This is a genomic window from Sorangium sp. So ce327, assembly GCF_051530205.1.
Lineage (GTDB): Bacteria > Myxococcota_A > Polyangia > Polyangiales > Polyangiaceae > Sorangium > Sorangium cellulosum_B.
Genome location: NZ_CP150330.1, coordinates 570,263 through 592,016 on the forward strand (window position 1 = coordinate 570,263; position 21,754 = coordinate 592,016).

Annotated in this window: 14 protein-coding genes; 4 read left to right on the plus strand and 10 right to left on the minus strand. The window is 71.7% G+C overall.

Annotated elements, in window-relative coordinates; translation table 11 throughout:
* Positions 1 to 64: 64 nt before the first annotated feature.
* The gene (locus WME95_RS02090) at positions 65 to 1,153 is read right to left on the minus strand and encodes a CHAD domain-containing protein (RefSeq protein WP_437906781.1); all 1,089 of its coding nucleotides are present in this window, start codon (positions 1,151 to 1,153) and stop codon (positions 65 to 67) included.
* On the minus strand, positions 1,150 to 2,841 hold the full coding sequence (locus WME95_RS02095; protein ID WP_437549065.1) for a ribonuclease J: 1,692 nt from the start codon (positions 2,839 to 2,841) through the stop codon (positions 1,150 to 1,152). The genes WME95_RS02090 and WME95_RS02095 overlap by 4 nt, the downstream gene beginning before the upstream one ends.
* Positions 2,842 to 3,201: 360 nt before the next feature.
* Between WME95_RS02095 and sppA the strand changes: the two genes are divergently transcribed.
* The 3 genes from sppA to WME95_RS02110 all read left to right on the plus strand — a co-directional run bounded on the left by sppA (position 3,202) and on the right by WME95_RS02110 (position 9,797).
* A complete protein-coding gene (gene sppA, locus WME95_RS02100) occupies positions 3,202 to 5,010 on the plus strand; it encodes a signal peptide peptidase SppA (RefSeq protein WP_437549066.1) in 1,809 nt (602 codons plus the stop codon).
* A gap of 518 nt (positions 5,011 to 5,528) precedes the next feature.
* A complete protein-coding gene (locus WME95_RS02105) occupies positions 5,529 to 8,939 on the plus strand; it encodes a vitamin B12-dependent ribonucleotide reductase (protein ID WP_437906782.1) in 3,411 nt (1,136 codons plus the stop codon).
* A gap of 336 nt (positions 8,940 to 9,275) precedes the next feature.
* Complete coding sequence (locus WME95_RS02110; protein ID WP_437906783.1) at positions 9,276 to 9,797, plus strand: hypothetical protein; 522 nt, start codon at positions 9,276 to 9,278, stop codon at positions 9,795 to 9,797.
* A 22-nt stretch (positions 9,798 to 9,819) separates the two neighbouring features.
* Here the strand turns inward: WME95_RS02110 and thiL are convergent, their stop codons facing one another.
* The 6 genes from thiL to WME95_RS02140 all read right to left on the minus strand — a co-directional run bounded on the left by thiL (position 9,820) and on the right by WME95_RS02140 (position 17,251).
* Entirely contained in the window at positions 9,820 to 10,809 is a 990-nt protein-coding gene (thiL, locus tag WME95_RS02115) for a thiamine-phosphate kinase (RefSeq protein ID WP_437906784.1), read from the minus strand.
* Entirely contained in the window at positions 10,806 to 12,410 is a 1,605-nt protein-coding gene (locus WME95_RS02120) for an ATP-binding protein (RefSeq protein ID WP_437906785.1), read from the minus strand. Before WME95_RS02120 ends, thiL begins: the two co-directional genes overlap by 4 nt.
* On the minus strand, positions 12,407 to 13,135 hold the full coding sequence (locus WME95_RS02125; protein ID WP_012233021.1) for a GTP-binding protein: 729 nt from the start codon (positions 13,133 to 13,135) through the stop codon (positions 12,407 to 12,409). The genes WME95_RS02120 and WME95_RS02125 overlap by 4 nt, the downstream gene beginning before the upstream one ends.
* 108 nt (positions 13,136 to 13,243) lie before the next feature.
* Entirely contained in the window at positions 13,244 to 15,061 is a 1,818-nt protein-coding gene (locus tag WME95_RS02130; protein ID WP_437906786.1) for a dynamin family protein, read from the minus strand.
* A gap of 44 nt (positions 15,062 to 15,105) precedes the next feature.
* Positions 15,106 to 15,999, minus strand: coding sequence for a M48 family metallopeptidase (locus tag WME95_RS02135; protein ID WP_012233023.1), 894 nt, complete (start codon positions 15,997 to 15,999; stop codon positions 15,106 to 15,108).
* 199 nt (positions 16,000 to 16,198) lie between these two features.
* Positions 16,199 to 17,251: a homoserine kinase gene (locus tag WME95_RS02140; protein WP_437906787.1), complete on the minus strand. Its 1,053-nt coding sequence runs from the start codon at positions 17,249 to 17,251 to the stop codon at positions 16,199 to 16,201.
* A gap of 219 nt (positions 17,252 to 17,470) precedes the next feature.
* On the opposite strand from WME95_RS02140, the gene hflX reads away from it, so the two are divergent.
* Entirely contained in the window at positions 17,471 to 19,339 is a 1,869-nt protein-coding gene (gene hflX, locus WME95_RS02145) for a GTPase HflX (protein ID WP_437549080.1), read from the plus strand.
* Between the two features lie 45 nt (positions 19,340 to 19,384).
* Here the strand turns inward: hflX and WME95_RS02150 are convergent, their stop codons facing one another.
* Positions 19,385 to 20,335 (minus strand): hypothetical protein, encoded by a 951-nt coding sequence (locus tag WME95_RS02150; protein WP_437906788.1) that lies wholly within the window; start codon positions 20,333 to 20,335, stop codon positions 19,385 to 19,387.
* 10 nt (positions 20,336 to 20,345) lie between these two features.
* The gene (locus WME95_RS02155) at positions 20,346 to 21,632 is read right to left on the minus strand and encodes a PEGA domain-containing protein (protein WP_437906789.1); all 1,287 of its coding nucleotides are present in this window, start codon (positions 21,630 to 21,632) and stop codon (positions 20,346 to 20,348) included.
* Positions 21,633 to 21,754: the final 122 nt, after the last annotated feature.

A 21,754-nucleotide genomic window follows, 5' to 3' on the forward strand; every position in this document is an offset into this window, starting at 1 on the left:
ATTCGCCCCGTGAGAAGCGCGCCTGCTGCGGCGCTCCTTGCTGCACCGCGCCCCGTGCGCTGCGTCATCCGCTCGGGAGCGCGCGGGGATCGCCCGACCAGAGCGATGTGAGCGTCTCGAGCTCCCGCGCGAGCTCCTCCGTCGCCTTGTGAGCGAGCCGCGCCCGCTCTGCGGCGAGCGCCTCGATGACGGCAGCGAGCGCGCCGGGCGGCAGCTCCTCAGCGCTCCTTATCTGCGCGAGCGCCTCGTCGGCGTCGTGCAGCTGGCCGAGGCGGCGCTGCATCCGTGACGCGGATTTCGCGGTGCGCTCGGCGCGCTCTCCGAAGAGCGGCGAGAACGTCTCCGCGGAGTAGCGCAGCCGTTTGAAGCGGATCCGGAGCGCGTGCATGGCCGCGCCGTCGCCCGGGTCGCTCGCGGCGAGCGCGCTCACGTCGTCCAGGGCATCACCGATCGCTCGCCTCGCGAGCGCCTCGGCGCCGCGCTTCCTCGCTTTCCGGCGCGAGATGCGCCGCTCGAGGCGCGCGAGGTGAGGCTCCAGCCGGAGCCGCTCGCCCGCGGCCGGCGCGTCGACCTGCGTCGCGCCCGTTTCGCCCGCGGCCGGCGCCTCGACCTGCGTCGCGCCCGCGTCGCCCGCGGCCGGCGCGTCGGCCCGCCTCGCGCCCGCGTCGTCCGGGCGATCCTGCCGGAGCAGCTCGACGATGTGGGCCCTCGCCTCGCGCTCGCGGCGCGCGCGCTGCGCGACCCATCCTGCGACCGCTGCCCGGGCCGCCTCGTCCAGATCGAGCGCGGTGAGCGTCTCGCGCAGCACCTCCTCGTCGCGCAGCGCGCCGGTCGCCCGGGCGAACTCGCGGAGCCCTTCGGCCACGGGGCGGAGCCGCCTCCTGCCGTAGATACGTCGCGCCGGCTTGAGCAGCGTCCGGAGCCGGCGAAGCGAGACCCGGAAGTCGTGCACAGCCTCCGCGTCCGGCTCCGCGCTCTCGCCCTGCTCGCTCGCGGCGACGACGCGCCGCGCATCGGCGCGGACGCGCTCGATGTGGGAGAGCAGCACCGGACCCAGGAAATCTCGCGCGGAGAGCCTCGCGCCGCCGCCGCCGTCGCTGGCTCCGGCGCCATCGCCGCCCGAGGGCGGGGGGCTCCCCTCGAGCGCCGTCACAGGCGCGTGAGCGCCACCGTCACCAGCGGGCGCCTCCCGAGCTTCGCCTCGAGCGTCCGGCGCGCCGCGAGCCGGGCGATCTCGATGATGTCGTTGTCGCGGCGCCGCGCGCGCGGCTCGCAGTCGTTCACCGCCTGCGCGACCGCGCGCGCCGCGGCCCTCAGCGCGCCGCCCTCGAGCTCCCCGGTGACCCCGCGGGCGAGGACCTGCGGCGGCGCCGCGAGGGCGCCGTGCACATCGACGACCAGCGACACGAAGGCCACCCCGGAGCGACCGAGGTTCGCTCGCTCCCGGAGGACCTCCTCCCCGAGCTCCTCGCCGCCCGCCGTCGCCACCCGGCCGGTGACGGCCCGGCCGCTCCGGCCGAGCGGCTGCGTCTTGCCGATCTCGACGACGTGGCCGTTCTCGGCGACGAGCACCTCGGACACGCCGCGCTCCCGCGCGAGCTCAGCGTGCCGCGTCAGGTGGTGCAGCGCGCCGTGCACGGGGAGGAAGCTGCGCGGCTGGGTGAGGTCGATCATGCGCGCCTGCTCCGTCCGGTGCGCGTGCCCGCTCGCGTGGACGCGCCGATCCGTCGACCACGTCACGAGCTCGACGCCGAGGCGGAGCAGCCCGGCCATCATGTCGACGACCGGGCGGTCGTTGCCCGGGATGACGCGGCTCGAGAGCACGACCCGATCCCCCTCTTCGAGGCGCAGGAGCGGGTGCGTCCCCGAGGCGAACCGCGTCAGCGTGGAGGCCCGCTCGGCCTGCGTGCCGCTCGCGATGACGAGGAGCCGCTCGCGCGGCATCGAGGAGGCGACCTCGGGCGGGACGAGCAGGTCGCTCGGCCACGGTAGCCTCCCCACGGTCTGCGCGGCCCGCACGTGCGTCTGCACGCTGCGGCCGAGCAGGCAGATCTTGCGGCGCGCGCGGACCGCGGCCTGACCGAGGGCGAGGAGGCGCTGGACGTTCGAGGCGAAGACGCCGACAACGACGCGCGCCGGCGCGGTCTCGACGAGCTCCGCCAGCGCGTGGGCGACGGCGCGCTCGCTCCCCGCCTCGCCGGGCGAGTCCACGTTGGTGCTGTCGGACAGGAGCAGCCGGACGCCGGCGTCGCCGAGCGCGCGGAAGCGGGCCTCGTCGGTCGGCTCGCCGTCGAGCGGCGTCGGGTCCAGCTTGAAGTCCCCGGTATGGACGACGAGCCCCGCGGCCGTGTGGATCGCGAGCGCCGTCGCGTCGACGATCGAGTGCGTCACCCGGAGCGGCTCCACGACGAAGCCGCCGATCGCGACCTCGCGCCCGACCTGCGTGGGCAGCAGGCGCACCTTGTCCTCGAGCGCGTGCTCCGCGAGCCGGTAGCGCACGAGCTCCAGCGCGTGCGGCGGGCCCCAGACCGGGACGTCGAGGTGACGCAGGAGGAACGGCAGCCCGCCGATGTGATCCTCGTGGCCGTGCGTCAGCACGATGCCGCGCACCTGATCACGGAGCGCGAGCACGTGATCGAAGCGCGGGTGATACACGTCGACGCCGAGGTCCGTGCTCGGGAACGTCACCCCGCAGTCGATGAGCAGCAGCCCATCGGCCTGCTGGAGCGCGAGGCAGTTCATCCCCACCTCGCCGAGCCCGCCGAGGGGCACGAGCCGCAGGGTGGACGGCGCTGGCGGGGGGAGCTGGCTCGGGGCGGGGGCGCTCTGCTCGGGATGCACGTTCGATGGAGGGGGTCTGCCACCCAGGGCGCCGGGGGGCCTACGGCCCGCGGCTTGCTGAGCTGGTCTGAAAGAGAGAGGACGACTGCTTCAAGACGTAACCCACATCGGCTCGCCGTCCCCTTCGAAACTTGGAGCGACAGTGTAGCCACAGGGTGGCCCCTTGCGTCACGCTCTCTCTTTCCAGTTCCAGCGCCGGGGCCAGGCGGCGCCGACCTCACCACCGGATCTCGTGCCGCGCGGACCGGTTCCTGCACACCCTGTTTCCCCCCACCCCCGTCTCCCCCCACCCCATCGTGACCGCCGGCGGACGCCGAGCCGCCTTTCCGTCGCCCATCCCCTGATTCCGAGGAGCCTCCGGTGATCGCTGCCCTGCTCGTCAATCTCCTCCGCCTGCTGCTGCTCCCCGTCAGCGCGCTCCGCTGGGCGTTTGCTGCACCCCGGGGCGGGTACGTCGTCCTCGAAATCGATGGCCGCGTGGTCGACCTGCAGCCCCCCCGGGTCCGCCTCGCGCTCCCGTGGCGTCGGAGGAAGAGGGCTCCGCTCTCGGTGGAGCGCGTCCGCGAGCTCGGCAAGCACCTGATGAAGGATCCGCGCCCGGCGGGGCTGCTCCTCCGGATGCGGTCGGTGCACGCGGGGCCGGCGGTGGCGGCCTCGCTGCGGGACGCGCTCCTCGAGATCCGGGCCGGGGGCAAGGACATCGTCGCCTACCTGCCGATGGGCGCCGACACCACGATGCTCCTGCTCGCCTCGGCCGCGCGGGCCATCGTCGTCGGGCCCGAGACGATGGTGTCGCCGCTCGGGTTCGCGGTGGAGGGCCGCTACGTGCGCCGCGCGCTGGAGCAGGTCGGCGTCGAGCCCGAGGTGTTCGCGAAGGGGATGTACAAGAACGCCGGCGAGGTGCTCGTGCGGGACACGATGAGCGCCGCGCAGCGCGAGCAGGTGGGCGCCCTGCTCGACGGGCGCCTCGGGGACCTGACCGCGGCGCTCGCCCAGGGGCGCCGCGTCGATCGCGAGACGGCCGCGCTGTGGATCGACGAGGCGCCCTTCGGCGCGGTGCAGGCCGTCGCGCGAGGCATCGTCGACGCGGTCGCGTACGAGGACGAGCTCGAGCACATGCTCGCGGCGGGGTCGCTCCCCTGCGCGACAGCGGCGCCGCGCCGCGCCGAGATCGGCGCGGAGAACGCGGACCGCGCATCGGGCGGCGGAGGCGCAGGAGCTCTTGATGCCGCGCGGCATTCGAAGAAGCGCCTCGTGTCGGCGGGCCGCTACCTGGGCGCGCGGCGCGCCCTCTCGATGACGCCGGTGTGGCCTCGGCCCGTCCTCGGCGTCATCGAGGTGCACGGCGCGATCGTCAGCCGCGCCCGCTTCCGGGGCGCCTCCCTGGCCAGCGAGGAGCGGCTCGTCGCGAGCCTGCGCGCGGCGCGGCAGAACCCGCGCGTCCAGGGGGTCATCCTCCACGTCGACTCGCCGGGCGGCTCCGCGCTCGCGTCCGACAGGATCCACCACGAGGTCACCCGCCTCGCCGAGGTGAAGCCCGTCGTCGCGTGCCTGTCGAACGTGGCGGCGAGCGGCGGCTACTACGTGGCGGCGGCCGCGCACGCGATCGTCGCGCAGCCGCAGACGATCACGGGGAGCATCGGCGTGGTCTCGGCGCGCTTCGCGCTCGGTCCGCTGCTCGAGCGCCTCGGCATCTCGACCGACGTCGTGAAGCGCGGCGCGCGGGCCGATCTGTTCTCGCCGTCGCGCAAGCTCGACGCGGGGGAGCGGGCGGTGGTGGAGCGCGAGCTCGACGCGATCTACGCGGCGTTCCTCCGCGTCGTCGCCCGCGGCCGCCGCCGCCCGGTCGAGGAGATCGAGCCGCTCGCGCAGGGGCGCGTCTACAGCGGCGCCGACGCGCAGGCGCGCGGCCTCGTCGACATGCTCGGCGGGTTCGAGCGGGCGCTCCACGAGCTGCGCCAGATGATCGGGCCCAAGGCGGCCGCCATCGAGCCCGCCATCGTGCGCGCGTCGCGGTACATCCCACCTCCACCGCTGCTGCCGGCGCCGGTGCCCACGCTGCTCGAGCTCGTCGGGCTCCGCGGGATCGCCCAGGAGGTGGCGCTCGCCATCCACTGCGAGGGGGAGCGGGTGCTCGCGTACTGCGCTGAGGCCGACGATCTCGACTAGACGGCGACGGCCGGCGGGGCCCCAGCGCGCCCGGCGCGCGCCCATGCCACGCCTGGCTCGATGGAGGAGCCGGTGGTTGGTTAGGCGCATTCCCGGGAAGAGACGGATTTTCTCGCGGGAGAAGCTGTGCGTAATCTGTGCGCGCGGTGGGTAGCACCTGTTCAGAACTGATCACGGATCGCTAGGAATCCCGTACCGGACAGAGAGGCCCTATATGTGGGCCCTGTTCGGAGGGAGATCCCAACATGTAGCGGTTCTCCTTGACGCACGGACCGTTCGCGAGTTTGGATAGCAAGCGGTCAGGCGCTCCCGCATGTCGGCGCACGCCTTTCAGGCATGGCACCTGAAACTATGCTCACTGGTCTGAAGACGGAACGTTTGAGCAGGTAGTAGGGGAGAAGCGACGAGACCTGTGGAGATCGAGGCGATGAGGCCTCGTCGTTCTCCAGGGAACTCTTTGTGCTTTCGGTAGGACCCGGGTCACCGCCAGGTGCGGTGGTTCACAGGAGGACTTGGAAATGGCCCAGTCGGCAGTTGTGGGTGACGGCGGTAAGCTCCCCGCCGGGAACGGCAAGATGACGGCACGGACGAAGGAAGAGGGGGGGGCTCGTCCGGTGACCGGGGGGGCCGCCAAGGCGCAGGTCGACGGCGCAGCCTCGAAGAAGGGCGCCAAGAAAGGGGCCTCGCGCGCCCGCGGGCTCGGGTTCGACCGGCGGTTCACGCACCGGGCCGCGGATCCGCTCGATGAGGTCACCTGGGAGCGCCGATCGAGCGTCATCACCAACCCCGACGGCTCGGTCGTCTTCAAGATGGAAGGGGCCGAGATCCCCGCCGGCTGGTCGCAACTAGCGACCGACATCGTCGTCTCCAAGTACTTCCGCAAGGCGGGGATCCACGGCAAGAAGGAGCTAGGCGAGACCAGCGTCCGCCAGGTCGTCCACCGGCTGGCGCGCACCATCCGCGAGGCGGGTGAGCACTTCGGTGGCTACTTCGCCTCGGCGAAGGACGCGGACACCTTCGAGGCGGAGCTCGCCTACTTGCTCGTCCACCAGTACGGCGCGTTCAACTCGCCCGTCTGGTTCAACTGCGGGCTCTATCACCGGTACGGTATCGAGGGGTCGGGCGGCAACTACGCCTGGAACGAGGCCTCGGCCGACGCGGGGAACGGGAGCGCCAACGGGAAGGCGTCGGCGCCTCGAACGAACGGGGCGGGCGCGGTCGACGACATCGTCGAGACCCGGAACGCCTACGAGCGGCCGCAGTGCTCCGCGTGCTTCATCCAGGCGGTCCAGGACGACCTGATGAGCATCTACGACCTCGTGAAGAGCGAGGCCCGGCTGTTCAAGTACGGGTCCGGGACGGGGACGAACTTCAGCGCGATCCGCGGGAAGCAGGAGAAGCTCTCGGGCGGCGGGACGAGCTCGGGGCTCATGAGCTTCCTCGAGGTGTTCGACCGCGCCGCCGGCGCGACCAAGAGCGGCGGCACGACGCGGCGCGCCGCGAAGATGGTCTGCCTCGACATGGACCACCCGGAGATCGTCGACTTCATCCAGTGGAAGGTCCGCGAGGAGAAGAAGGCGATGGCGCTCATCGGCGCGGGGTACCCCTCCGACTTCAACGGCGAGGCGTACCACACGGTGAGCGGGCAGAACTCGAACAACTCCGTGCGCGTGAGCGACGAGTTCATGCGCGCGGCGGCGACGGGCGCGGCGTGGGAGACGCGCTCCCGGACGACCGGCGAGGTCGTCGACACGCTGAGCGCCAAGGATCTCTGGCGCCAGATCGCCGAGGCGGCGTGGGGCTGCGCCGATCCGGGCGTGCAGTACGACACGACCATCAACCGCTGGCACACCTGCCCGAACACGGCGCGCATCAACGCCTCGAACCCGTGCTCGGAGTACATGTTCCTCGACGACTCGGCCTGCAACCTGGCGAGCCTGAACCTCACCAAGTTCCTCCGCCAGGACGGCTCGTTCGACATCGAGGGCTACCGCCACGCGGTCCGGGTGTTCTTCGTCGCGCAGGAGATCCTCGTCGACTTCTCGGCGTACCCGACCCGCGGCATCGCGAAGAACTCGCACGACTACCGCCCGCTCGGGCTCGGTTACGCCAACCTCGGCACCCTGCTCATGCTGCAGGGCATCCCGTACGACTCCGATCAGGGGCGGTCGGTCGCGGGCGCGCTCACCGCGATCCTCTGCGGCCACGCCTACCGGGTCTCGGCGGAGATGGCCGCCGCGAAGGGGCCGTTCGCCGGCTTCGCCAGGAACCGCGAGCCGATGCTCCGGGTGATGGGCATGCACCGGGACGCCGCCTACGCGATCGACCGCGACCGCTGCCCGGAGTCGCTCTGGCGGGCCGCGTGCGCCGACTGGGACGAGGCGGTCCGGATCGGGCAGGAGCACGGCTACCGCAACGCCCAGGCGACGGTGCTCGCCCCGACCGGCACCATCGGCCTCCTGATGGACTGCGACACGACGGGCATCGAGCCCGACTTCTCGCTCGTGAAGTTCAAGAAGCTCGCCGGCGGCGGCTACTTCAAGATCGTGAACCAGTCCGTGCCCGAGGCGCTTCGGCGGCTCGGCTACCCCGAGGCCGAGGTGCAGGAGATCGTCGCCTACGTCTCCGGCACGAACACGCTCCTGGCGGCGCCGCACGTGAACCGGGCGTCGCTCAAGGCGCGGGGGCTCACGAGCGACGACCTCGCGAAGGTCGAGGCCGCGATCCCCGGCGTCTTCGATCTGGATCTCGCCTTCGGCCCCTGGATCCTCGGCGAGGAGGCCTATGACAGGCTCGGCGTCTCCAAGGAGTCGCGGGCGCGCTTCGGCTTCTCGCTGCTCCAGCACCTCGGCTTCTCGGCCGCGGAGATCGAGGAGGCGAACGAGACGATCATCGGCCGCATGACGGTGGAGGGGGCGCCGCACCTGCGCGAGGAGCACTACGCGGTGTTCGACTGCGCCAACCGCTGCGGCAAGAAGGGCCGGCGGTACCTCGCGCCGATGGCGCACGTCCGCATGATGGCGGCGGCGCAGCCGTTCCTGTCCGGCGCCATCTCGAAGACCGTGAACCTGCCGAACGACGCGACGGTCGAGGAGGTGCAGCGGATCTACGAGGAGGGGTGGCGCCTCGGGCTCAAGGCGGTCGCGCTCTACCGCGACGGCTGCAAGGCGTCGCAGCCGCTCTCGTCGACCTCGAGCTCGAGCGACAGCAAGGAGAGCAAGGGTAAGGCCGACAAGGCCGAGGTCCCCGCGCCCATCGTCCAGGCAGCGACCGCGCTGGCGCGCCCGCGCTCGCCCTCGGCGGCGGCGCCCGAGCGGTTCCGCCTGCCCAGGAAGCGCAAGGGCTTCACGCAGGAGGCGCGCGTCGGCGGGCACAAGATCTACGTCCGAACCGGCGAGTACGACGACGGGACGCTGGGCGAGATCTTCATCGACCTCCACAAAGAGGGCGCCGCGTTCCGCTCGATCATGAACTGCTTCGCGATGGCGGTGTCGATCGGGCTCCAGTACGGCGTGCCGCTCGAGACCTTCGTCGAGCAGTACACCTTCACCCGCTTCGAGCCGCAGGGCATCGTCGAGGGGCACGACTACGTGAAGATGTCGACGTCGATCGTGGACTACCTCTTCCGCGTGCTCGGGGTCGAGTACCTGAACCGCTACGATCTCGCCCACGTCCAGCCGGTCAGCTCGGCCATGGAGGACCCGGTCGAGTCGCGGGCGCAGGAGAGCGGCGCGGCGTCGTTCTCGCAAACGGCGTCGGCCGCGGCGGCGCTGGTCGAGGGCGGGGGACGGGCGGCGAGCGCGCTCGACGCGCAGCTCGAGGACATGATGGGCGACGCGCCGGTCTGCGACGGCTGCGGGCACATCACGGTGAGGAACGGGGCCTGCTACAAGTGCCTCAACTGCGGCAACAGCATGGGATGCAGCTGAGCTGCGACGGGCGGGGGTGGGGGTGACGAGGGAGGGGCCGGCGGGGGGCCCTCCCACGAACTCGCGCCTTTTCGTGGCTGTTGCCTCGTGAACGGGGGAGACGGGTCTGAGAGGGTTCGCTGCGATGCGGGCCGGCGCTCGGATTCGTGGGGCCCTCCCCCGCCGGCCCCTCCCTCGTCACCCCCACCCCCGCCGACTCGGGGGGAAGGGGAGGGTGGGGGTGATCGCGGAGCGGTTGGGGGGAGGCGGGCGCGGGAGCGCTGCGGGTGGGGCCGTACAGGCTTGTACTCGGGCAGCCGTATGGATGCGCTCGGAGAAGCTCTGTAGAAGACGGGCATGATCCGGTCGCGTTCGTCCATCGCCTTCGCCGTTCTTGTCTGCAGCATCCTGTCGAGCTCCTGCCGGAAAGAAGAAGCAGAGCCGGAGACGATCCCCGCGCCCACGCCGACGGTCGCGCCCGTGGCGGCCGATCCGGTGCCGACGGCGACACCGACGCCCGCTGCGACACCGACGGCGGCGGCGACGCAGGAGCCCGCAGCGGGGCAGGAGCCCGCGGCGGCGGCTTCCGCCGAGCCTGCGGCGGCAGCCGATGCAGGGGCGGCGACGGCCGAGGGGGTGACAGGGGCGACGACGTCACGGGGGGGAGGTGCCTCCATCCAGGCGTGTTGCACAGCGCTCCACGCGGTCGCCACCAAGTCGGGCAAGTCGCCGGAAGCCAAGTCGAAGGCGGCGACGGCATCGCACCTCTGCGCCGGGATCGAGAAGCTCGTGAAGAGCGGGAAAACCCCGCGCGCCAAGGCGCTGACCCAGATCCGAGCGAGCCTCGCCGGGACCACACCGCCCGCCGAGTGCAACTGAGCGAGGTCGCCGCGCTGGCCGCTCAGGCGAAGTGGTCGTACCCCCGCGCCACGAGGCTCGTGAGCTGCCCGCCCGGGCCGAGCAACGCCACGTCGCTCGCGCCCTCCTCGCGCGGCACGCAACGGCCGATCACCACGAAACCGGCGAGCTCCCCGACGTCGGGGCCCGCGACCACGACGGCGTAGTCCTCGCCGCCGTAGAGCGCCAGATCCAGCGCGTCCAGGCCGAGCTGCGCGGCGGCGTCGCGGAGGTCGGCGCTCACGAGCGCCGCGGGATCGAGCAGCGCGCGCACGCCGCTCGCGCGCGCGAGGTGCGCCACGTCCGCGACGAGGCCGTCGGAGACGTCGATCGCCGCGCGGGCGCGCGCCGCCGCGCGGAGGCCCGCGTCGATGCGCGCTACCGGGCGGCGGAACGCGTGGATCGCCTGCTCGGCCGCGGCGCTGGCCGGCGCGATGCAGCGATCGAGCAGCGCAAAACCGGCCGCGGCGAGGCCGACCGGACCGGCCAGCGCGAGCGCGTCGCCCGGTCGCGCGCCGTCGCGTCGGAGCGGCAGCGCCGCGACGCCGAGCGCCGTCGTGGTGATCGAGATCTCGCCGCCTCGCGAGAGATTCCCGCCGATGACGGCCGTGCCGATCTCGTCGCACGCGGCGCGCTGACCCCTCGCCAGCGCGCCGAGCTCGTCGTCGCTCACGCTCGGAGGAAGCACCAGCGCGGCCAGCAGGCCGACAGGGCGCGCGCCCATCGCCGCGAGATCGCTCGCCGCGGCCATCGTCGCGCGGTAGCCGAGATCCTCGAAGCCCAGGAGATCGCGCCGGAAATGGACGCCCTCGACTGCGCTGTCGACCGTCCAGACGAGCGGCTCCGGGGCGCCCGGGAGGACGCCGCCCCGCGAGGCCACGGGCGCGAGGATGGCGGCGTCGTCGCCGATGCCGCACAGAACGTGATCGCCCGCCGCGGCCCCGAGCACGGCGCGCAGCATGTCGATGCGCTTCCACTCGGAGCGCCCGCTCATTGGAAGATGGGCGGCAGGACGCTGTTCGCCGGCGAGCCGGCGACCGTGGGCAGCTTGACCACGAACACGGTGCCGCGCGGCTCGTTCGGCTCGATGCGCACCGTGCCGCTGTGCGCCTCGACCAGGCGCTTGACGATCGAGAGACCAAGCCCCGTGCCGCCGTGCTCCCGCGTCGAGCTCTGATCGATCTGGTAGAACGGGTCGAATACCTTCAGCCGCTCGGCCGCAGGGATGCCGATGCCCGTGTCCACGACGCGGATCTCGACCGCCTGCTGGAGAGGCGCGACGAGCACCAGCCCGGGGAGGTCGTCCATGTCCTCGCTCACGGCGCGCGCGACGAGCTGCACCTCGCCCCCCGCCTCGGTGAACTTCACCGCGTTCTCGACGAGGTTGATGAACACCTGGCGCAGCCGGTCGCCGTCCCCCAGCACCGGCGGGAGATCGTCCTCGGCATGGATCCGGAGCTCGACGCCCTTCTTCGAGGCAGCCGGCGCGATGGTCGACGCCGCCTCGACGAGCACCGGGCCGACGGCCACCTCGGTGCGATGCACGATCAACGTGCCGCTCTCCAGCTTCGAGAGATCCAGGAGGCTCATGATGAGCCCGAGCAGCTGCTCGCTCTTCGACCGGATCGTATCGATGAACTCGCGCTGCTCATCGGTCAGAGGCCCGCCGATGCCCTCGGCGAGCATCTCGCTGTACCCCATGATCGACGTGAGCGGGGTCCGGAGCTCGTGCGACACCGTGGCCAGGAAGTTCGACTTGAGCCGGTCGAGCTCCTTCAGCCGCTCGTACGCCTGCTCCAGCTCGGCGTTCTTCTGCGACAGCTCACGGAAGCTCTCGCGGATCGACGCGACGTGCATCGTCGAGGTGAGGAGCGATTTGTGCCCGCTGAACAGGATCAGATCGAGGACCGAGCGGAGGTGATCCGCGATCGCGCCGAGCCGCTCCGGCCGGAGCCGGGGCATCCGCAGCCGCCCCTCCGCCGCAGGCGCGAGATCGAGCTGGGACGCCGCCTCGATCTGCGCGGCGGAGGGCTGGTCGAGGCCGTCCGGGAGGTAGGGGCCCAGGATCGACCGGCCGATCGCACGCCCGTCGTACTCGATCGGGAACACCTGGTAGAGCGCGCCCTCGAAGCAGGGATCCGCGACCTCGCTGCCGGCCGACGCGCCTTGTTTTGCCGTCCGATCCGCCGGCGCCACGCTCACCCGCCGGCCTTCCTGCTCGCCGGTCAGGCCGCTGAGCGCCGGGAGCGGCGCGAGCGCGCCCGACTCCGCGAGCGTGACGCCGTCGATCGCTTGGATCCGGATCGGCAGGCCGAACAGCTTGTGAAAGGACGCCGCCATCTCCCCGAGGGCCTGGCGATCCACGAGATCCTCGAGCGAGAGGGGGCCGATGCCGACCAGGTCGACCACCGGCGCCGCCGCGGGGGGAGGCAGCGTCGAGGGCTCAGGCGCGCTGGACGCGCCGTCGCGCTTCGAGGAGCTGGGCCCGTCCGCGACGCGCGCCGACGGTATCGGCGCGGAGCCCGGCATGCTGAGGAGATCCTCGTCGTCGAGGCCGAAGTCCGCCGGCGTCCCCTTGTGGGCGTCGGGCCTCATGGAACGATCCGGGAGCTCTTCTCGAGGCTGCCGCCCATTCGTCTCGCCAGGAGGTCGTTCACCGAGCTCGTCACCCCGAGCTGGCGCGCCGCGCTGTTCAGGAGCTCCTCGCCGCTGATCGACAGCCGCTTCGAGAGCTGATGCGTCTGATCGAGCGTCTCCCACGTGAGGTGGAGCAGACCCATGAGCGTCTCCACCGTGCCCACGCCGCGGGTCGCGACGGCCTTGTACACCGGCTCCTTGCCCCGCGCGGCGAGCCGCGCCAGCTCCTCGTCGCTCCGGATGTCGGGCAGGTCGCGCTTGTTGAACTGGATGACGAGCGGCATCCTCGCGAGATCGAGGCCGTTCTCTCGCAGGTTCTGGCGGAGGTCGAAGAACGCCTCGGCGTTGCGCTGCGTCTCGGAGATCTGCGAGTCGGCGATCAGCGCGACCCCGTCCGCGCCCTGGAGCACGAGCCTCCGCGTGGCGGCGTGCATCGGCTGGCCGGGCACGGTGAACAGCTTGATGCGGAGCGAGACGTCGCCGTCCTTCGCGCGGAAGGTGAGCGGCAGGAGATCGAAGAACAGCGTGCGATCGTCCTGCGTCTCGAGCGTCATCAGCCGTCCGCGAGCGTCTGACCCGGCGAGGCCGTGCAGCGAGACGAGGTTCGTCGTCTTGCCGCTGAGCGCCGGGCCGTAATAGACGAGCTTGATCGTCACTTCACGGGCTGCGAAGTCGAGCTGCACGGCCGCATTCTCGCATGAGCGCCCGACGATTGGATATGGCCACGGCGCAGGGCGGAGGAGGCCGGGCTGAGCCGGACCTCCTCCCTTGTCAGGAGGCGTGCGCCCCGCTCAGGCCGAGCCGCCCGGCGCGTTGGGCACGCTGGACACGGGCGGAGGGATCGGCCTGCTCTCGCCGTTTTCGACGGTCCAGAGCGCGCTCCGCAGCCCCTCCAGGCGCGACGTCAGCGCCTGGAGCGCCTCGGCCTGGGCGTCGCACGCCTTGAGCTGGCTCTCGCTGCTCGGCTCGGCCTGGACCCGCTCCTCGCGCGCCGCCTTGAGGACCTCGATGACCTCCCGGTGCAGCTCCTGGCCGGCCGTGACCACCCACGCGTCGAGCCGGCTCGCGAACTCCTGGATCATCTCGTCGAGCTTCGGCCCGATCCGGGTGGCGGCCTCGCGCAGCGCGATCGGCGCCATCTCCTTCGCCTTCTTGCGGGTCTCGGCCTCGACCTTGTCCTTCACGTACACGGCCAGGACAGGCGCCGCGAGCGCCAGGATCCCGCCGAGCAGGGCGTTCGTGAACATCACGCCGAGGCCGATGGTGAAGAGCGCGAAGACGCCGACATCGTAGCCGAACGTGTCGACCTCGACGTTCGGCGGCTTCACGTCGCCGCCGAGCGCCTCGCTGACCCGCTTCGCCACGTCGTGCGCGTCCTCGCGCACGAGCGCGATCGTCTTCTCGGCGAGCGCCTCGAGCGCCGTGGCGATCTCCTTCGTCTCGGCCTGCGCCCACTCGGCGAACGTGCGCTCCAGGAACGCCCCGAGGTAGACCTTGATCTCGTCGGTGTGGGCCTCGTCGATGATCGCCGGGAGCTGCCGGAGCACGTCGTCGACGAAGCGATCGAGGTCGCGGTGCACCCACGCCCGGATGGCGCTCACCTCCTCGCGGATGCCGGCGCGCCGCTCCTCGATGGTGCGCGACTGGCCGGCCAGATCCTTCTCGATCATCTCGATGCGGCGGCTGAGCTCGTCGCGCGACATCGCGGTCGCCCGCCGCCGCGCGTCCACGCCCTTGCCGAGCAGGCGCGCGGACTCGAGGCCCTCGCCGAGCGCGTTGTCGAGCAGGATGCGCCCGCGCTCCTCGGCGAGGAACCGGGTCAGGTGATCGAGCAGCTCCGGCATCCCGCTGCCGGGCCGATCACCCTCCAGCGCCCGCTCGCTCGAGATCGGGAAGACCACGGGCGATTTCACGAGCTTCCCGAGCTCGCTCCGGATGTAGGCGAGCGCCTCGACCTCCTCGTCCTGGCTCCAGATGTCGCGCTTCGTCACGACGAACAGGATCTTGTCGCGCGACTGCCCGAGCAGCTTCTCCTGGAGGAAGACCCGCTCGCTCTCCTTGAGCGGCTGGCCTGCGTCGATGAGGAACAGCACGGCGTCCGACCGCGGGATGTAGCTGTAGGTGATGTCCGCCCGCTGGAGCGAGAGGTCGTTCACCCCGGGGGTGTCGACGAGGACCACGCGCTCGCGCAGGAGCTCGGCCGGGTACCCCACCTCGAGGAACTTCACCTCGCCGGCGCTCGACGAGCGCTCGCCGCCGACGGTGAAGGCCCGCACGTCCTCGAACGGCAGGCCGGTGCGCTCGCCCGACGCGTAGACCACCTCGGCGCGCGGATCGGCCGCGTACTCGAGGTGGTGAATCACCGCCGTCGTGGGCGTCACGCCGACGGGGAGGATCGAGGCGCCGAGCAGCGCGTTCACGAACGTCGTCTTGCCGTGGTTGAACTCGCCGACCACGACGAGGTGGAAGCGATCGGCGTCGAGCTTCTTCACGAGATCGTTCGTGATGCGCGTCGCGACGCTCTTGGCGCCGAGGGCCTCGGCGAACGTCACGAGATCCCTGAGCGCCCCGGTCACGTCGTCTTTGCGGCTGTGGAAGGATTCGAGCATGTGCGTCTACCTCGGCCTTGCGCCTTTCCAGGAGCGGGAGCCCCTCAGCCCCAGATCTTGATGACTTCGTGCACCTTCTCGTCGACCTCCTCCATCGAGAGGCCGCCGGCGCCGAGCCCGGCGTGGCGCTTGTAGAGCTCGCTCTCGGCGAAGGCCCGGAGCGCGAGGACGCGCTTCGGCAGCCACGGGTGGCTGGCCGTGAACTCGGCGAACCTGCCGACGCCGCCCTTGCCCTCCTCGTGCTGGGCGATGAACGCCTCGAGGTTGAGCTCCTCGTACAGCTTGGTCGAGCCGAGCGCGAGCTTGGTGAGCGCGCGCGTCGAGACGTCGAGGCTCTTCGCGCAGAGCAGGCCGGCGCGGTCGCAGGTGACCTCGGCCCGGCGCGACCAGCCGGAGAGCGCGAGCATCGCCGGGCCGACGATCCACTTCACGAAGACCGACGCCATCCGCGTCAGGTAGTGCATGGCGGTCAGGTAGACCACGTGGCTGTTGTGGATGTGGCCGCACTCATGGCCGATGACGCTGAGCAGCTCGTCGTCGGTGAAATGATCGACCAGCGCCGAGTGCACCATGATGAACGAGTCGTCGTTCGTCCCGTAGGTGGCCGCGTTGAGGGTGGGGCTGTTGACGATGTAGATCGTCGGGGTCGCGATCCCGAGCGTCTCGGCGCAGTGGACCGCGAGGTTGTGGACACGCGGGAACTGCGCGGGGCCGACCTTGACGGCGTGGCCGAGCAGCTCGTTCTTGCCGACCGTCTTGAACAGCCTGACCGCGGCGGTCACGGCGAGCTCGACCGGACGCATCTTCTCGAAGGCGAGCCGCGTGTTCTTGTCGGACACGTAGGCATACGCGTTGCCCGCGCCGTCCCCGCCGCCCGCGCGCTGGCCCTTCCGTCTCTCGATGAAGCCCTTGAAATCGAGGGTTCCGACCTGTGCCATTCGGCGAAGGTAACGGCCTAGCCGGGACCGCGCAACGCCGCCATCGCCAGGCGCAGCGAAGTTAACGCAAAATCACAGACGACCTCCGCTCACATCTGAATCGGACCTGAATCAGACGGTGAAGACGGCGAAGGCGCCAAGCAGACGGTAAGCAGACGGTGATCGGACAGCGGAAGACGTCGGCGCGAGTCGACGCGGATCAGACGCCGAGCAGCGCGAGGAGCCCCTCCGGGCCGAGGCGCTCGAGCGTCCGCTGCCGCGCAAGGAAGCGCCGGAAGTCCTTGTAGACACCGCTGCCCTTCGGGCGGAGCTCGAAATCGGTGATGCGCGTGATGGAGAACCTCAGCGCCGCGATCACGCTCTCGTGGAACAAACGGTCGCGCTCCTCGGTTGAGAGCGGCCGCACCGCCGTGTAGCCGGCGGCGAGCGCGGACACGAGATCCGGGTCGAGATCGTCGCCGAAGCACCACGCGAGCATCGTGACGGCGAGGTCGAACGCGGCGCTCCCGCGCGAGGCGCTCTCGAAATCGAGCAGCGCCGAGATCTCGCCGGCCTCCCAGAGCACGTTGTCGCGGAAGAGGTCGCCATGGATCAGCGTCTGGGGGCCGGGTGTCCGCGGCGCCGCGGCGCGGATCCGTTCGAGCCGGCCGGTGAGCTCGTCGACGGCGGCGGCCACGTCGGGCGGGAGGGCCGGGGCGGGAGCGGGGGCCGTCGACGTCGCGCCGGCGGCGGGCGCAGGGGAACGGAGCCCCCGGAGCCGCTGGTCGAGGCCGTCGAGGTCGAACCGGCTGGCGTTCGCCCCCTCGAACGAGGCGCCGACGAGGTGCACCCGCGCCAGGGCCGCGCCGACGCGGCGGGTCGCGTCCGGCGTGACGCGCGCCTGGCAGAGCGACGCTCCCCCGACCCACGGGAACAGCGCGACCGGCTTTCCAGCGTGCTCCGCGACGAACGCCGCGCCCGCCGACGCGGCGTCCTTGTCGGAGTGCGCCGCGTCGCGGCGCCGGAGCGGCTGCGGGGTGGCGACGCCTCCGGCCGCGAGGTGCTCGAGCATGCGCGCTTCGCGTGACGCCGCGCCGAGCTGCTGCTCCTCGTAGACCCGCAGGAACACCTGTCCGCGGCCGTCGGCGAGCGTCAACGCGAAGTTGGAGTTGACGCTCCCGGCGAGGAGGCCGCGCACGTCGGCGATCTCCAGGCCGTAGAGCGCGCCGATGCGGCGGGCATCCGCGAGCGAGAGGGGGGTCAGGATGGCCATCGCGGCGCAGGGTAGCCTCGTCTCGCGCGCGGTCTCCACAGGAACCTGGAGGAGCGCGTCGAGCGGGAGGCGAGGAGGGACGGGGAGCAACGGAAGGGGGACGAGCGACGAGAAAATGCGCGCTCCGCACGAAGATCCGCGGTGCCCCTGGTCGCGGACCGGCCCCGCGTGCGTTATGAAATCGAGTAAGCGGGATCGACATCCCCCTTCGATTATCGAATGCCCACCCTCTACGGAAACACCACCGGACTCAGCCCCCAGGCCACCAAGACCCTCGAGCGCATCTACCGCCGCAAGGTCCCGCTCGCCAGCATCGCCACGCCCGAGCTCATCAAGGCGCTCGCCGAGGCGTCGCATGAGACGGGGCGCCAGGTCGGCGCGCTGGTCCACCGCTCGGGCGAGATCGACTACGTCATCGTCGGCGACGCGACCCGGCTGATGCTGCCGGACATCGGGCGCCTCCGCGCCGCGCAGGGCCGCTTCAGGGCGCTCCGGCTCGTCCACACGCACCTCTTCAACGAGCCGCTCACCCGGGACGATCTCGTGGATCTCGTCCGTCTCCGGCTCGACCTTGTCGCGGCCGTGCAGCTCACCCCGCAGGGCGAGCCGCGGACCCTCCAGTACGCGTACAACGTCCCGGTCCACGGGAAGGAAGCGGTCACGGTGACCGTGGACGAGGCCGAGGGGCGCGGCGACGGCCGCGGGGCGGCGGCGCTGCCGTATCGGACCGTGGGCCCCGTCGCGATCGGCCGCGCCGACGTCGATTTCGGCGCGCTCATCCAGGCGCTCGAGGACGAGTTCACGAAGCGGTCGCGCACGCGGTCGGTCGCGGCGAAGGACGGCCGCGCGATCCTCGTCCACGTCGCCGAGAAATCCAAGGTGGGCGCGCTCGCCCGGGCCGAGGAGAGCCTGCGCGAGCTGACCGAGCTCGCCGGCACCGCGGGCGTCGACGTCGCGGACACGGTCCTCCAGCTGCGCGATCGGCTCGACCCGCGGCTCGTGCTCGGCAAGGGCAAGCTGGACGAGGTCGTGCTGCGCGCCTCGGAGCTCGACGCGGAGACGCTGGTCTTCGACCGGGATCTGACCCCCTCCCAGGCCTCGGCGATCGCGAAGCACACGGATCTCAAGGTGCTCGACCGGACGCAGCTCATCCTCGACATCTTCGCCCAGCGGGCCGAGTCGTCGGACGGCAAGCTCCAGGTCGAGCTGGCCCAGCTGAAGTACACGCTCCCTCGCCTCGGGCAGAAGGACGACTCCCTGTCTCGCCTGACGGGCGGCATCGGCGGGCGCGGTCCGGGCGAGACGAAGCTCGAGATCGGGCGCCGCCGCGCGAAGGAGCGCGTCAGCTTCCTGGAGGCGCAGCTGAAGCGGCTCTCCCGCCAGCGCGAGCAGCGCCGCCGCCGCCGCGCCCGGCTCGGCGTGCCGGTGGTCTCGATCGTCGGCTACACGAACGCCGGCAAGAGCACGCTGCTGAACACGCTGACCGGCGCCGACGTGCTCGCCGAGAACAAGCTGTTCGCGACCCTCGACACCCGCTCGAGGCGGCTGCGCTTCCCCGAGGAGCGCGAGGTGGTGATCACCGACACCGTCGGCTTCATCCGGGAGCTGCCGAAGGACCTGTTCGCCGCCTTCCGGGCGACGTTCGAGGAGGCCGCCGACGCCGACCTCCTGCTCCACGTCGTGGACGCGAGCGATCCCGCGCGCGACCAGCACATCGAGACGACCGAGGCGCTGCTGACCGAGCTCGATCTCATCGGCATCCCCCGCATCGTGGTGTTCAACAAGGCGGACCTGATCGCCCCGGCGGAGGGGCGGCGGCTGCTCCTCGGGCACCCGGATGCGGTGGTCCTGTCCGCCACGGACCGGGAGACGACGCGGGAGCTGCTCGCGAAGCTCGCGGAGCGGCTCAAGAGCCGCTGGGAGGAGGCCGCGATGGTGCCTGCCTACGAGGCGGAAGCCGCGGAGGACGAGCTCGGGGACGGCGGGCTGTTCGAGGGAGAAGCCGAGTCGATGACGGTGCTGGGCCCGCCTTCGAGCTCCGGCGCAGGAGAGCTCAGCGCGCGCGTGAGAGGGACGTTCGAGGCGTGAGCTCCGCCGGGCTCCCTGGGGAGCCCGGCGGGAGCCGGAGAGAGCTCAGGGCGTCTCCGGGATCTCGTCACACCTGAAGAGGGGGCTGGGGAGGCACTTGCCGCTCGCGCACTGCTCGTTGGTGGTGCACTCCTCGCCACCCACCAGCTTGCAAGCGCCCTTGCCATCGCAGGTGTTGATGCCGCTGCAGTCCGCCTCGTCCTCGGTGCCGAGCGGGATGTTCGAGCACGTGCCTTCCAGATCCTTCACATTGCAGGCCATGCACGCCGTGTCGCAGGCGGTGTCGCAGCAGACGCCGTCGACGCAGAGCCCAGTGGCGCACGCGCTCGCTTCCGTGCACTCCACGCCGTTCGCGGGCTTGCACTCGCCGGCGGCGTCGCACGCCTGGCCCTCGTCGCAGCCCAGGCCCTCCGCGCCGGCCGCGGCCAGCACGCAGGCGCCGTCCGCGCACTCGTGGCACTTCGCGCAATGCGCGTCCTCCATGCACTCGGTGAAGCAGGCGTTGGCCGCCTCATTGCAGGCGAACTCCTCGCACTCTTTCTCCTCGCCGGGCCCGCACTCCACGTTCTCCCCGTCGCAGGTGCCGCGGCTCGTCTCGACGCCCTCGGAGCACGTCGCCTCGCCGCACTCGGTCTCGGCCTTCGAGGGGCCGCACTCGCCGTCGTCGCCCGACGCCTTGAGCGCGGCCGTGCAGGAGTCGCACTCCGCGTCGCAGGCCTCGTCGCAGCAGACGCCGTCGGCGCAGAAGCCGCTCGTGCAGTCGGTGGCTGCGGTGCACGCCTTGGCGGCGTCGCACTTCGGACAGATGGAACCGCCGCAGTCGACGTCGGTCTCTTCGTTGTTCTTCGTGCCGTCAGAACATCCGTCGTTGGGGACGTCCTCGTCCCCCGGGATGCGCGAGCGATCGACCGAGGCGATGAGCTCGCAGCCCATCCCGAGAGTCGAGAGCGCGCCAGCGCAGAGCGCCATCGCGAGAAGATGCTGTTTCTTCCACATAGTAGTCCCCTTAGAAGGTAAACCGCGCGGCGGCGCCGCCGCCTGTCGGGCTGACGAACGGAGTGACGAACGCCTTCTTCGTCGCGCTCGACGCTGCGGCCTTCGCCTGGGCCGGGTCGTCGCTGAGGAGCAGGACCGCGCCGGTGACGCCGAACGTGAGCGCCACCGCGAAGGACATGTCCGCGATGAGCGCGAAGCGATCGACCTTGTCCGCGGTCTTGGTCGTCGGGGCGTCATCGAAGTCGCTCTTCGCGCCGAGCGCCTGGATGCCGAAGATCGTCCCGACCACCACACCGGCGCCGGCGAGCCCGAGGGTGACGTAGGCCGGCACCGGAGAGCGCGGCTCGATCGGCGCTGCCGGCGGCGGCGGCTGCGCGGGCGGCACGTCGGCGGGCGGCGGCGGGGTGGGGGGCTGGGCCGGCGTCGCAGCGACAGGCGCCGGCGCCTGCGGCGTCAGCGTGACGTTGACCTCGCGCGCCTCGGCGAAGGTGACCTCGAGCTCCTGGCTCGCGTCGGCGAACCCCTCGGCGGAGACGGTGAGGGTGTGCTTGCCGGGGGGGACCGAGAGCTCCTTGCCGGTCTGGGCCACGCCGTCGACCGCGACCTTGAGGCCAGGCGGCGCCTCCGGGACGGTCGCGACCTTCACCTTCGCCGGCGTCTTCTTCAGGGCCTCGACGCGCGTCTGCCCCTCGGCGATCTTCTCCTTGAACTTCTCGGCGTCCGGCTTCGAATCGAGGAACGCCTGCCAGGCCGCGACGGCCTCGGTGACGAGGCCCTGCTTGTCGAGCGAGAGGGCGAGCTTGTACTTCGGTGCGGCGCCGGGCACGTACTCGTCCGCCTGGCGGTACAGGTCGGCCGCGACGGTGTACTCGCCCTTGTCGAACCTGGCCTCGGCCTCCTTGTAGAGCTTCTTCGCCTCGTCCTTCTTCTGCTTCTCGGTCAGCGCCTTCTTCGGCTTGGTGGTGGTGACCTTCGTCGCGGGCTCACCGGCCTTCGCGGGAGCCGCCGTCGCGGGCGTACCCGCCTTCGCGGGAGCCGCGGCGGGCGTCCCGGCCGCGGGCGGTGTCGCGCCGGCCGCGGGCGGCGTCGCAGCGGGGGTGGGCGCCTGCGCCGCGGATGTGGCTGGCTTCGCAGGAGCCGCCGCGGGGGCGGCCGGGGCGGCCGGCTTAGCTGCCGGGGGCGCTGCCGGCTTGGCATCCGTCTGCGCGGATGCCGGACTGACGTTCGTCAGCGTCAGGAGCCCAGAGACCATCGCCGCCGAGGTCAACATCGTCAGCCGGCCCGATCGTGAACGCATACCGTAAGCCCTCCTCCGCGGATAGTGTCGCGTGGGCGCCCACTTAAGCCTTGAAGGCCGCTCTACACAAGGGGTTTCGCGTTCATCCGGGGGCACGCGCGCCTTGGCCGAGATCCGCGCCG